The organism is Streptosporangium sandarakinum (assembly GCF_050942225.1).
GTDB lineage: Bacteria > Actinomycetota > Actinomycetes > Streptosporangiales > Streptosporangiaceae > Streptosporangium > Streptosporangium nondiastaticum.
Genome location: NZ_CP192034.1, coordinates 8,006,041 through 8,018,601, shown reverse-complemented (window position 1 = coordinate 8,018,601; position 12,561 = coordinate 8,006,041). Strand labels below are relative to the sequence as shown.

Annotated in this window: 12 protein-coding genes and 1 riboswitch; of the genes, 4 read left to right on the top strand and 8 right to left on the bottom strand. The window is 71.9% G+C overall.

What is annotated here, in order from left to right; all coding sequences use genetic code 11:
- Window positions 1–9 precede the first annotated feature (9 nt).
- Window positions 10–1,368 (bottom strand): aminotransferase class V-fold PLP-dependent enzyme, encoded by a 1,359-nt coding sequence (locus tag ACQP10_RS36780; protein ID WP_433541967.1) that lies wholly within the window; start codon window positions 1,366–1,368, stop codon window positions 10–12.
- 208 nt (window positions 1,369–1,576) lie between these two features.
- Window positions 1,577–1,692: riboswitch (SAM riboswitch) on the bottom strand.
- A 123-nt stretch (window positions 1,693–1,815) separates the two neighbouring features.
- Between ACQP10_RS36780 and ACQP10_RS36775 the strand changes: the two genes are divergently transcribed.
- Window positions 1,816–3,015: a cytochrome P450 gene (locus ACQP10_RS36775; protein ID WP_346018443.1), complete on the top strand. Its 1,200-nt coding sequence runs from the start codon at window positions 1,816–1,818 to the stop codon at window positions 3,013–3,015.
- 147 nt (window positions 3,016–3,162) lie between these two features.
- On the opposite strand, the gene ACQP10_RS36770 is transcribed toward ACQP10_RS36775, so the two are convergent.
- On the bottom strand, window positions 3,163–4,344 hold the full coding sequence (locus ACQP10_RS36770) for an NAD(P)/FAD-dependent oxidoreductase (protein ID WP_433540571.1): 1,182 nt from the start codon (window positions 4,342–4,344) through the stop codon (window positions 3,163–3,165).
- Window positions 4,345–4,424: 80 nt separating this feature from the next.
- A complete protein-coding gene (locus ACQP10_RS36765) occupies window positions 4,425–5,369 on the bottom strand; it encodes an RNA polymerase sigma-70 factor (protein WP_346018445.1) in 945 nt (314 codons plus the stop codon).
- Window positions 5,370–5,491: 122 nt separating this feature from the next.
- On the opposite strand from ACQP10_RS36765, the gene ACQP10_RS36760 reads away from it, so the two are divergent.
- Window positions 5,492–6,226 carry an SAM-dependent methyltransferase gene (locus tag ACQP10_RS36760; protein ID WP_433540570.1) on the top strand — a complete coding sequence of 245 codons (735 nt, stop codon included), beginning with the start codon at window positions 5,492–5,494 and terminating at the stop codon, window positions 6,224–6,226.
- A gap of 93 nt (window positions 6,227–6,319) precedes the next feature.
- On the opposite strand, the gene ACQP10_RS36755 is transcribed toward ACQP10_RS36760, so the two are convergent.
- Both ACQP10_RS36755 and ACQP10_RS36750 read right to left on the bottom strand, forming a co-directional pair.
- Window positions 6,320–6,598 (bottom strand): hypothetical protein, encoded by a 279-nt coding sequence (locus tag ACQP10_RS36755; protein ID WP_433540569.1) that lies wholly within the window; start codon window positions 6,596–6,598, stop codon window positions 6,320–6,322.
- A 180-nt stretch (window positions 6,599–6,778) separates the two neighbouring features.
- Window positions 6,779–7,087 (bottom strand): hypothetical protein, encoded by a 309-nt coding sequence (locus tag ACQP10_RS36750; protein ID WP_346018448.1) that lies wholly within the window; start codon window positions 7,085–7,087, stop codon window positions 6,779–6,781.
- A 746-nt stretch (window positions 7,088–7,833) separates the two neighbouring features.
- Here ACQP10_RS36750 and ACQP10_RS36745 point away from each other — a divergent pair.
- Window positions 7,834–8,613: a GntR family transcriptional regulator gene (locus ACQP10_RS36745; protein ID WP_433540568.1), complete on the top strand. Its 780-nt coding sequence runs from the start codon at window positions 7,834–7,836 to the stop codon at window positions 8,611–8,613.
- A gap of 148 nt (window positions 8,614–8,761) precedes the next feature.
- Complete coding sequence (locus tag ACQP10_RS36740) at window positions 8,762–9,268, top strand: DinB family protein (RefSeq protein ID WP_433540567.1); 507 nt, start codon at window positions 8,762–8,764, stop codon at window positions 9,266–9,268.
- 183 nt (window positions 9,269–9,451) lie between these two features.
- On the opposite strand, the gene ACQP10_RS36735 is transcribed toward ACQP10_RS36740, so the two are convergent.
- The 3 genes from ACQP10_RS36735 to ACQP10_RS36725 form a co-directional block, all read right to left on the bottom strand.
- Complete coding sequence (locus ACQP10_RS36735) at window positions 9,452–10,393, bottom strand: CU044_5270 family protein (protein ID WP_346018450.1); 942 nt, start codon at window positions 10,391–10,393, stop codon at window positions 9,452–9,454.
- On the bottom strand, window positions 10,390–11,037 hold the full coding sequence (locus ACQP10_RS36730; RefSeq protein ID WP_390003874.1) for an RNA polymerase sigma factor: 648 nt from the start codon (window positions 11,035–11,037) through the stop codon (window positions 10,390–10,392). Before ACQP10_RS36730 ends, ACQP10_RS36735 begins: the two co-directional genes overlap by 4 nt.
- 320 nt (window positions 11,038–11,357) lie before the next feature.
- Window positions 11,358–12,386 carry an SAM-dependent methyltransferase gene (locus ACQP10_RS36725; protein ID WP_433540566.1) on the bottom strand — a complete coding sequence of 343 codons (1,029 nt, stop codon included), beginning with the start codon at window positions 12,384–12,386 and terminating at the stop codon, window positions 11,358–11,360.
- Window positions 12,387–12,561 lie beyond the last annotated feature (175 nt).

Here is a 12,561-nt window from a genome sequence, read left to right as displayed (position 1 = left end):
GTTCCCACGTCAGCGCCGCGCGGCAATCTCCCGCAAAGCGGACACCAGCCGGTCCACGTGCTCGTCGGTGGTACCGATGCCGATCGACGCGCGGACGGCCGAGGCGGCCCCGTCGTCGCAGCCGCCGTCCGCGGTGTCCTGGACGTGGGTGTCCTGGACGTGGGCGTTCTGGAGGCGGGTGTCCGGGCGGTGGGTGTCCCGGGGGTGGGCCTCCGGGCGATGGGCGTCCAGGAGGTGGCGGACGAAGGGGTGGGCGCAGAACTTGCCGTCCCGGACGCCGATGCCGTACTCGGCGGACAGGATCTCGGCGACCTCGCGGGCGGTACGGCCGGCCACGGTGAAGGAGACGATGCCGACGCGGGGGTGGGCGGGGTCCCACAGGGACAGCTCGCGCACGCCCTCGATCCCGGCGAGTCCGGCGCGCAGCCGGGCGAGGAGGCGCTCCTCCTCGTGGATCAGCGCGGTCCAGCCGGTGGCGGTCAGCGCGTCGCAGGCGGCGGCGAGGGCGACGGCGCCGAGGACGTTCGGGGTGCCGGCCTCGTGGCGGGGCTCGGGGTCGTCGTGCCAGTCGATCTCCCAGCCGTCCGCCTCACCCGTCTGGGGGACGTTCACCGCCCGCACCGCGCCCCCGCCGCGCAGGTACGGCTCGGCGCCGGACAGCCAGTCCGGGCGGCCGATCAGCGCGCCCGTGCCGAACGGGGCGTAGAGCTTGTGACCGGAGAAGACCACGTAGTCCAGGTCGAGCGCGGTCAGGTTGATCGGACGGTGCGGGACGAGCTGGGCGGCGTCCACCAGGACACGGGCGCCGTGCCGGTGGGCGATGTGCGCCAGCGCGGCGATCGGCCACAGCTCCCCGGTGACGTTGGAGGCGGCGGTCACGACCAGCAGCTTGGGGCCCTCGATCTCGGCGAGCGCCCGGTCCGCGGCACGGACCGCCTCGCCCGGGAACGCGGGCGGTGCCAGCCGTACGGTGTGCCGCCAGGGCAGCAGCGAGGCGTGGTGCTCGGTGTCGAAGACCACGACCGTGGTCCCCTCGGGCAGGCAGCGGGCCAGCAGGTTGGTGGCGTCGGTGGTGTTGCGGGTGAAGACCACCGCGTCGTCCGGGCGGGCCCCGGCGAAGGCGCGGACCGTGTGCCGGGCCCGCTCGTAACGGGCGGTGGTGAGCTGGGAGGCGTAGCCCGCGCCGCGGTGGACGCTGGAGTAGGCCGGGAGCGCGGCGGCGACGGCGGCGCTCACCGGCTCCAGACAGGGCGCGCTGGCGGCGTAGTCGAGGTTGGCATAGGGGGCCAGCCGGCCGCCGCGGACCGGCACCTCAAGGTCCGCGCCGAGCACCGCGGGGATCCGCCGACCCTCGGGCGCGCGGGTCACGGGGACGGCGGCGGCCGGGGGCGTGACGGTTCCGGCGGTGGGGGCGGTGGGGGCGGTGGTCCGCGTGGTGCGGACGGCATCGGCGACGTCGCCGGAAGCGGGGGCGGGGGTGGTGTCGGCGGGGGCGGTGGAGGCGAAGATCGTCAGGGTGGACACGCCGGCTCTCCTTCGAGGTCATCGGACCCCAAGCCACGGCGTTGGTGCGTGGAGCCCGCGCTTGCCCGGCGCACCTCGCGCCGGACCAGGTCCTCACCCGGGGCACCCCGCCGCGGACGCGAGGGTTGCCGGCCAGCTAGCCGGGGCTTGTCGCTGGCACTCATGACCTACCGGGGACTATAACCGACCACCGCGGTCCCGCCGCAAGCTCCGCGTCTCGGAATGCGGACATGCGTCCCCCGGATCTTCGGGGTCTTGGGGCCCGACTACCTGGGACATTACGATGTCTACGTGCACTTTGATCCTTGGAATCCGGAATTCGTCGCCCATCCCTACGACGTCTACGACGAGCTGCGGCGTGAGCGGCCGGTCAGCTTCTTCGAGCCGACCGGCCAGTGGCTGATCGCCCGGCACGCCGACGTCAACGCGCTGCTGCGCGACCGCCGGCTGGGCCGGTCCTACCTGCACGTGGCCACCCACGCCGAGTTCGGCAGGCCGGACGACCCGGAGTTCCAGGACCCGTTCTGGCGGGTGGTCAGGGCCGGGATGCTCGACGTCGAGCCGCCGGTGCACACCCGGCTGCGGCGGCTGGTCTCCAAGGCGTTCACCCCGCGCATGGTCGAGGCGCTGCGCCCCAAGGTCGCCCGGATCGCCGGCGAACTGGTCGAGGCGTTCGCCGAGCGCGGCGGCGGCGACCTGATCTCCGAGGTGGCCGAGCCGCTCCCGGTGACCGTGATCGCCGAGATGCTCGGCGTGCCCGAGGCCGACCGGCACCTGCTGCGACCCTGGTCGGCCGACATCTGCGGGATGTACGAGCTCAACCCCTCGATCGAGGCCCAGCACACCGCCGTGCGCGCCGCCGAGGAGTTCTCCGCCTACCTCGTCGAGCTGGCGCGTGCCCGCCGTACCGACCCCGGCGACGACCTGATCAGCGCGCTGGCCCAGGTGGTCGACGAGGGCGACCGGCTCACCGAGGAGGAACTGGTCGGCACCTGCGTGCTGCTGCTCAACGCCGGGCACGAGGCCACGGTCAACGTCACCGGCAACGGCTGGTGGTCGCTGTTCCGCAACCCGGCCGAGCTGGAACGGCTGCGCGCCGACCACGGCCTGCTGCCCACCGCGATCGAGGAGCTGATGCGCTGGGACACGCCGCTGCAGATGTTCGAGCGCTGGGTGCTGGAGGACATCACCGTGGGCGGGGTGGACATCCCGCGCGGCACGGAGGTGGCGCTGCTGTTCGGCTCGGCCAACCGCGACCCCGAGGTCTTCGCCGACCCCGAGCGCCTCGACGTGGGACGGGTGGACAACCCGCACATCTCCTTCGGCGCGGGCATCCACTTCTGCCTCGGCGCTCCGCTCGCCCGGATCGAGCTGATCGAGTCGTTCGGCGCACTGCTGCGCCGGGCCCCGAAGATGGAGCTCACCGCCGAGCCGTCCTGGGGCCCCGGCTACATCATCCGCGGCCTCACCGCCCTCAACGTGACGATCTGACCCCGCCCGTGCGTCCCGCGGAGGTCGAATCGGTTCGCGTCTTTCGCAGAAGGGCGCGGACCGGTCGGCCCGGGTGGTTCGCTCGTGCTCGGCGGGCGAGCGGGTGGTCACGCTCGCCCGGCGGTTCCGTGTCGGTGGCGTTCTTCGTCATGCCCGGGTGGGAAGCCGGGTCGCCGCCGTGTCGGTGGCCGTGAGGTGGCGGCGGCGGCTCGGCATCATCATGGTCGGGTGGGAGACGCTCCAGGCCGCGCTGGCGCAGATCATCTCCTTGAGGCGGGCGGCGGTGCGGCCCGTGATGACGGTGGAGGTGACCTGGTCGTCGGGGGTCACGCGCTGGATGATCCCGTCGCGGCGTCCGAGGCTGATGCACTGCACGGAGTAGCCGATCGTGGTCTGGGGAACGGTGCGGCCGGTCAGGCGCGCGGCGATGACGTCGGCCGCCAGCCACGCCATCGGGTTGGCCGAGGCGCACGACATCCGCAGCGGCCTGCCGCCCGCTCCCTGGGCGAGCGCGGCGTCGCCGACGGCGTACACGTCGGGGTGGGAGACCGAGCGCATGCCGGCGTCGACGATGATCCGCCCTGTGTCGGACACCTGGAGGGTGGTGGCGGCCGCGATCGGGTGCACGGTGAACCCCGCGGTCCACACGGTCACCTGGGCCGGGATCTTCGCGCCCGTGCCGGTGAGCGCACCGTCGGCGTCGACGCGGGTGATGTCGGCGTGGTCGTGGACGGTGATGCCGAGCCGGTCCAGGGCGCCGCGCAGGTGGCGCTGGGCCTTGTCGCTGAGCCAGTCGCCGACGCGGCCGCGGGCGGCGATCGCGACCTTGAGGCCGGGGTGGGCCTCGGCGATCTCGGTGGCCGCCTCGATGCCGGTCAGGCCGCCGCCCACGACCAGCACGGTCGCGCCGGGCGTCAGCCTGCTCAGGCGCGCCCGCAGCCGGAGGGCGGCCTGCTTGCCGGCCACGTTGTGGGTGTGCTCGGCGGCGCCGGGGACGCCGTGATCGGCGATGGTGCTGCCCAGGGCGTACACGAGGGTGTCGTAGGCGAGGGTCTCACCGCCGAGATCGACGGTCTTGGCCTCCACGTCGACGGCGGTGACCCGTGCGGTCCGGACCTGTACGCCGGTGCCCGCGTAGAGGTCGCGCAGCGGGCGGGGCTTCAGGTCCTGTCCGCCGGCGAGCTGGTGCAGGCGTACCCGCTCGACGAACTCCGCATCGCCGTTGACCAGGGTGATCTCGACGTCATCGCGGTGCAGCCGCCTGGCGAGGCGGCCGGCGGCGTTGGCTCCGGCGTATCCGGCTCCCAGGACGACGATGCGGTGCTTCATGGCTGGCTCCTATCCGGTTGCGTTCACCTCCTGAACCGGGCAGCCGCGCGATCCCTGACAGCGAATGAGTGTGATATGGGTCACCAGTTCTCCGCCAGAGGGTGATGGGGTCCGGTGGCGGCCCACTGCCGCGCGATGCGCTGAAGTTTGTCCGGGTTGACCTGGATGTGGATCGACGCCAGACCGTCGGGGGTCGCATCGAGGCAGATCACGCCGATGACCTTCTCGCCGACCTTGACCAGCACGGCAGGACCGCCGTTGACGATGACGGCGTAGAAGGTGGGATCGCCGCCGACGAGGGTTCGCTTGGAGTCGCTCCGCTGGAACATGCCACGCAGGTACTGGGCGATGCCCATCGCTCCGATGACCGGGGTCCTGCGGGCGACGACCTTACCGCCGCCGTCGGCAATGCTGACAGCGTCATCGGCGAGCAGCCGGATCAGCGGCTCGGTGTCACCGCTGAGGGCCGCGGAGAGAAACTCCTCGACGATCTTCCGCGCGGTGGCCGCGTCGATCTCCGTACGGGATCGTTCGACGGCCAGATGCTGCTTGGCACGCCGGTAGATCTGCTGGCAGTTCGATTCGGTGATGTCCAGAATCTCCGCGATCTCGCGGTGCGCGTACCCGAACGCCTCGCGCAGCACATACACCACGCGCTCGTTGGGGGACAGCCGCTCCATGAGGGTGAGCATCGCCATGGAGAACGACTCGCGCTGCTCGAAGGTGTCGGCGGGGCCGAGGATCCGGTCTCCGTCCAGCACCGGCTCCGGGAGCCACTGCCCCACGTAGGTCTCCCGCCTGACCCGCGCCGAGGTGAGCTGGTTGAGGCAGATATTGGTGAGCACCTTCGTCAGCCACGCCGCGGGTGTCTCGATCCGTTCCCGGTCCGCCGCATGCCAGCGCAGGTACGTGTCCTGCACCGCGTCCTCCGCGTCGCCGGCCGACCCCAGCAGCCGGTAGGCGATCGCCTCCAGGCGGCCCCTGGAGCTCTCGAACAGATCGACCTCGTGCGTGCGGAGCGACATCGCCCCATGATCGGCCATGCGCGCAGACCGCGTCCACCCGCCTCGACCGTGCCGGATCTCAGGGGTTTTCCGCGCGGAAAAACCTTCGCGGTGGTCCTGATCGATCTCCTACAGTGCGTCCCATGACCAACCCTCCCCCGCTGGCAGCGGGCACCCGGCTGGATTTCAACGGGCCGCTGTCCGCAGAACGAGCCGGCAGGCTGACGACCGTCCTCGCCGCCGCCAAGCCGTCGACCGTGCTCGATCTGGGCTGCGGATGGGGCCATCTGCTGCTGCGCGTGCTGGAGGCCGTGCCGAAGGCGCGCGGGGTGGGCGTCGACATCCGCGGACATGATCTGGAGCGCGGGCGGGCCGACGCCGCAGCTCGTGGTCTGTCCGACCGCGTCACCTTCGTCGAGGGCCCGGCCGAGGAACACCTCGGCAACGCCGACCTGGTGCTGAACGTCGGCGCCTACCACGCTCTCGGCGACGTTCCGGAAGCGCTGCGTACGTTGCGCACCCTGGTCAACCCGGGCGGCCGCCTGCTGTTCGGCGCCGAGTTCTGGGAGCGCGTCCCCACGGAGGGTGAACTGGCCGGAATGTGGCCGGGAACCTCCGTGGACGACTGCACCGACCTGGCCGGTCTCGTGGACCGGGCCACGGCCGCCGGATTCCGGCCGCTGCGCATCGAGACCGCCACCGGCGACGAGTGGGCGGAGTTCGAGTCGGGCTTCACCGCCGAGGTGGAGGAGTGGCTCGTGGCCAACCCCGACCATCCCGAAGCCGAGGCCACCCGCGCCAAGGTGGACCAGCATCGCTCCTATTGGCTGCGGGGCTACCGCGACGTGATGGGTTTCACCTTCCTCATCCTGGGCTGACCCACGGCACGGTCCGGCGCCGCCTTCCCCGGTTTCACGGCCGGGCGCCGACCCTGCCGGCGGTCGCCCGACGCCCTCCGTACGGGCGCCGGACTAGGCGAAGAGTTCGTCGATGGTGTCGACCGTGCCGGCGCGGCGACCCCATCGCTCGATCTGCGCCGGGTCGGTGCACTCCAGGATGCGGGCACGGGCGTCCTCGGGAACTTCAATCCCCCGTCCGGCCAGGACGTGCAGCAGCATCTTGGCTTCGCCTTCGGCGATGCCCTGAGCCTTGCCCTGGCCGAAGTAGTGGCGGGCGTATTCGCTCTTGTACTCGCGTGTGCCGGTGCGCATCATCGCCTCCAGGATCTGCCGGGCCGCTACAGGGAGCATGGCCAGCACTTCGTCAATATAACCTTGGGCCTGGTCGAACTCGATGTGGTCGAGTCCTTGTCGTCGACGGCGCAGTCGTCTCTTCAAAAGAGATCGTTTCCGAGGCCCGTTCCTGGAGGCATGGCGGTGTGGGACGGGGGCGCTCCGCACCGCCATGCCGGTTCAGGGGGCGGTCACGTGTTACGGCGTGCCGCCGTACCGATCCCCGTGCCGACGCGGTGGGACGCCGGTTCGCGGACCGGGTGATCGGGCTACCTCTCCCATGGTGTCCTGCGGGCCGGGTCCCCGGGCCGCCTCCTCCTGCCGGATGACCTCGGCTCGGAGTTCCTCGAAGGTGTCGGCGTCCACGGTCCGGTACGGCGGGCCGTCCCACCGCGACCCCTCGGCGAAGGGGAGCTCCCGGCTGGCCCAGAACCGTCCGGCGTCGCTGCGGATGATCCGCCACCCGGGAATCACCGGTCGGGGTCGTACGGTCTCGGGCTGTTCCACGGTTCAGACCTCCGTCATCGTGTCCAGGGCCTGTCCGTACGTCGGTGGCGCCGGACGGGTCGGTTCCAGGGGCCGCGCGGATCTCTCCGCTCGTTTCGGCGGTGATGCGGGTTCCACCGTTTGTGTCGGTGATCGCACGGTTTTCGCTGTTCGCGTCGATGCCGGGAGGAAAAGGGGCTGCCACGCCCCGGGGTTCCTGCGGGACGAGGTCCTGAGGGGCGAACCGCGCGTCCAGAGCGTGCCGGGCCGTGGGCTCCTGCCGTACGGAGGCCGGGGTCCGCCGGACGGCCGGGGCGGTCGGTCCGGGGCGGCGCTGGGTGGGGGCCAGGGGGATCACCTCGGCCGGCGCCACGGCAGTAGGCGGCGCGAAACGCGGCACACGCCTCGGCCCCAGCCGGTGGCGCGCCTCCATCCGCTCGGTCATCAGCTCGCCGGACGGCTGCGCGTAGTCGTGGTCGGTGATCCGGCCGGGACAGCCGTGTTCGTACGGCGGGTGTCCGCACCGGGCACACCCCATCGGCATCGGCGGCTCGTCTGCGAAACAACCGCATCTACCGGCCACGGCCCGGTCGAGCACCGAAGCACTAGTGTTCGTCATGGGTCAGGAGTCACTTCCTGATCAAGGGCCCGTCAGGCGTTGCGAGCGTCCTGGCGGGTCCGTATAAGTGTCGTAGGACACCCAAAGTTAGGGCTGGTCAGGCTTATCGTCAAGGAAATGGCCTACGACACTTCGGTAGGGTGCCCATATGCACCCAGATCCTCAGTCACCCGCGCAGCGCATCGTGGCCGATCTGCGAGACGACATCGCGGCCGGTCGTCTGCCCGCCGGAGCGAAGTTGCCCTCCGTCCGGGATCTCGCCGAGCGTTACGACGTTTCCCGCAGTACGGCGAGCAAGGCACTGATCCTGCTCAGAAACGAAGGGTTGGTGGTCACCCGGCACGGTTCGGGCGCCTACGTGCGCGAGGCGTATCCGATCCGCCGATTGGGACCGGATCGCTACGCGCGGCACCGCTGGGAGCAGACCGGCGTCGAGGCGTTCGCCACCGGTGTCCCGGGCAGTGACTCCACCCGGCAGCAGGGGCACCAGACGCAGGACGTGTCCCTGGTCGCCGCCGACGAACCGGTCGCCGCCGCGCTCGGTGTCGAGGTGGGATCTCCGGTGTACGAACGGGCACGTGTCATGACCCGTGACGGCATTCCCACTCACACGATGACCTCGTACTACCTCCCCGCCCATGTCGAGGGCACGCCTCTGGTCGATCCATCACCGGGGATCGCCGGACCGGGCGGCGGATTCCGTGTGCTGGCCGACCGGGGTCTTCCCCCGCATGAGATCACCGAGGACATCCAGGCGCGTATGCCCACCGCCGAGGAGACGCTCCTTCTCGATCTTCCGTCAGGGGAACCGGTCGTGGAGGTGTGGCGCGTCACCCGTACGGCCGGCGGGCAGGTGGTCGAGTACGCGCGTGGTGTGCACGCTGCGAGCCGGTTCGTGTGGTCGTACACCTACGCCATCCCCGACTGAACCTTCCGGAAGGCACCGGAACGGCGTCCGGGGTGTCCCGGGCGCCGACGGCGTGCCGCTATGTTCTCCCAGGGCGGCGTGGCGCGTTCCGGTGTTCGGAGCCGGTACGGCCCGGCGCCGGGGAACCGACGATCGGAAGGGGTGGGCAGTGATCACCGAGCGGATCGGTCCGCCGTTGACCGCGGGGGAGCGCGAGACGCTGCGCGCCTTCCTCGACTACCACCGCGCGACGCTGGCCATGAAGTGCGACGGCCTGTCCGACGAGGAACTGCGGCGGCGGTCGATGCCGCCCTCGACGCTCTCGCTGCTCGGCCTGGTGCGCCACATGGCCGAGGTGGAACGCACATGGTTCCGCAAGGTCATCAACGGCGAGGACATCCCGCTCGTCTGGTCGGACGAGGGTGACTACCAGGTGGCCTACGACGCGAGCACGGCCACCCGCGCCGAGGCGTTCGACGCATGGCGGGCGGAGGTCGAGCACTCCCGCCGGATCGAGCGGGAGGCCGAGTCGCTCGACGTGACGGCGTACAACCCCAGGTGGGGTGAGAAGGTTTCGCTGCGGCTGGTGATGCTGCACCTGATCCACGAGTACGCCCGCCACAACGGGCACGCCGACTTCCTCCGCGAGGGCATCGACGGGACCGTCGGCGCCTGAGGGACCACCGCGCCCGCCACATCTGTCGCACCCGCCGTACGGGACGGACACGCCACACGGGACGGACATGCCACATGGGACGGACATGACCGTACGGGACGGACGCGCCCCCGCCGTCCGACGCCGCCCCCGCGACCGTCGCGCCCGGCCGGGGCGCCCTTCACCGGTGTTCGTCGTGTCCGATCAGGGTGTCTGCCCGGGTTCGTCGACGACGCCGGAGCCCAGCACCGACATGGCGGCGGTGTCGTCGCCGGTCACGACCTTCGTACCGAGGTAGCGGTAGTCCCGGGCGTCGAGGATGTAGTACCCCTTGCCCGCCGGTCCGAGGTCGAGCACGACGCCGATCCCCGGGCGGCCGTCCCCGTCCGTGGCGTTCTCCTCGATCCTGACGTTCGGGATCTTCGCCAGGGCCCGGTACATCGCCGCGGTCTTCTCCGGAGGGATCGTGGGACCGAATTTGAGGTACCACCCGATCGTCCCGAACGCCTTGACGTCCGTCTCGGTCCCGGCGGGGCAGTTGGGCTGGCAGATCGACAGCGGGGACATGTCCCGATCCATGCCGCGGAAGTGGGCGAGCAGCGCGTCCGGATCGGTCGGCAGGGCGTCCACGTCGCGCTGGGTCGTGGCGGGGTTCATCGGTCCTTTCTCCCCCTTTCCGATCTTGAGCTCCCCGCCCTCCTCCCGGACGGCCGTTCTCTGCCCGTCCATCCGGGCCCACATCTCGAACGTCGGCAGGTCACCGTGCGGGAAGTGCTGTGACTCCTTGCGGTAGACCCACTGGTCCGGGCGGATGTCGGCGGCTTCGGCACGGGCGGCGACGAGCGCGGCGTTCTCAAGGACGACGGCCGCGCTGGGCGGCCGGTCGGCTGAAGGCCCGGCGACGGTAGGCCGGTCCCGCGGTTCCCCGATCCCGCCGGCCTGGACCGCGACCACGGCGCCAGCCACGAGGACCGCCCCGGCCAGGGCGAGACCCCAGCGCGGGCGGAACGCCAGGCGCGCGGGCCGTCGGCCGGGGGACGGGGAGCCGCCGCGGATCTCGGCGAGCAGGCGGCGCTCCTCCGCGTGCACGTCGGGCCGGTGCGGAACCTCGTCCCGCAGGTTCCTGACGATTTCGATCTCGTTCATCCGATCTTCCTCTCGCTCTCGATGGCCGGGTCCATGCCGCCGAGCGCCCGGCGCAGCCTCTCCCGGGCCCGGCTGATCCGCGAGCGCACCGTTCCCACCGGGACGCCGAGCGCCAGCGCGGCCTGCTCGTAGTTGAGGTCGCCCCAGGTCACCAGCAGCAGCGCGTCCCGGTACGGCCGGGAGAGGCCCGCCAGCGCGGCGGCGATCCGGCGTCGCTGCCCGTCCGCGGTGACCCTCCGGTCGACCTCGTCGGTGAACGGCTCGACCACCGGGTCCGTCCCCGTGCGGCTCAGCGCCCGGTACATGCTGATCTCCTGGCGGCGGTGGCGCCTCATGAGATTGGTGGCGATGCCGTACAGCCACGGCCGCGCGTCGCCGTAGGCCGGGTCGTACGACTCCCGGCGCTGGAAGGCCAGCGTGAAGGTCTCGGCGACGATGTCCTCGGCCGGGTCCTGGCCCAGCCGCCTGATGACGTAGCGCTTGAGCGCCGGGGCGTGGCGGGCGAACAGCACGGCGAACCGTTCGGGTTCGTATCGGGATCGTGCGATCACCGCGGCGTCGTCGATCTCCTCCGGGTCCGGGGGCCGAGGTGGCGTCGCCGTTCGGCTCTCCTGTCGCATCTGGTGCCTCTCGCTGTCTGTCATGACACCGGTGATTGCCACGGGCCCGATCCCCGGTTCCCGGAAAAACCGAGGTTCCTGAAAATCGAGGTCCCTGGAAAGCCGGTCAGGCGGGACCGGAGGGGCCGGGTGACCCGGTCGGCACCGGAGGGGAGGGACGGCTCAGTCGACGCGACAGGATCGGCGGGGCCCGCTCGGAGACGAGCCGGAGAAGGCCGGCCCACTCGGGGATGAGCCGGAGAAGGCCGGCCCACTCGGGGATGAGCCGGAGAAGGCCGGCACGCTCGGGGACGAGTCAGGTCTGACCGGCACACTCGGGGGTGAGCCAGGGCCGGTCGGCCCGCTCAGAGGCGCGACTGGACCAGCCAGCCGAAGTCGCCCAGACCGCCCGTGGCGATCAGCTCCGCCTCCTGGGACGCCCTGGTGAGGGCCTGGAGATAGCCGCGCGGGTCGGTGTGGGCGAGCTCGACGGGTGGGCGGGTCCCGGTGACGCCGAGATCCAGGAGGGCCCGGCGCTGGGTGGTCAGCGTCGTGACGACGCCCCCGACGCCCCCGGCGCCTCCGTTGGCCTCGGCGCCGGCGTCTCGTGCTCCGGCGCGCCCGGCGCGTTCCCCGGCCGCCGCGCAGGCGTCCAGGGCCACGTGGGCGGTGATGTCGCACGACCCGTCCGGCACCGGCGGGACCAGGGATCCGTCGCGGTAACCGGTCAGCGTGCCGTACGGCGGGCGCCCGGCCAGGAAATGCGCGTAGTCGACCGCGACGGCCTCCCCGGCGGCCAGCCGTACGATCACCGAGGCCCACGCCTCGTCGCGCGGCCTGCCGATCTCGGCCCGCTCACCGGGCGAGTGCATCGGCCACCAGCGGGCCAGCCAGGCGAGGTCGGCGTCGCAGGGGGAATCCCCGAGGCGTTCCGCGCCGCTCGCCGGGTCCACCAGGACCAGCCGGGGACCGTCCGCCGTCTGCTCGGCGACGTCCAGGGGCACGTTGTCCAGCCACTCGTTGGCGATCACCAGGCCGCGGATGCCGCCGGGTACGGCGTGCGCCCACCGGATCTCCGCCGGGAGCGAGAGCGGCCGAGATGCGAGGTCCACCCCGGTCACCCGCAGTCGCTCGCGGAGGCCGGGCGGCGCGGCGGCGAGCACCCCGGCGGCCAGCTCACCCTCCCCGGCGCCGACGTCCACCAGGTCGACCACCGGCGGGTTGCCGAGCGCGTCGTCCACCGCCACCAGCCGGCGCAGCACCGCCTCGGCGAAGACGGGGGAGGCGCCGACCGAGGTCCGGAAGTGCCCGGAGGGGCGCTCCCGCAGGTAGAAGCCGTTCTCGCCGTAGAGCGCTTGCTCCATCGCGACGCGCCAGGTGAGCCACACGCTCACGACGCTACAGGTCCGGCGGGTTCCGTGGATCGATGATCACCGGGACGTGTGACGTACGGGTTCGGCGGACCGCGGACCGGTGATCCACTGAGCGTGCGGCCGTACGGCGCGGGCGTGCGGGCACGTGCCGGTGCGTGGGCGGGAAAGCCACGCCCGTTACTCTGGTCAACTGGAC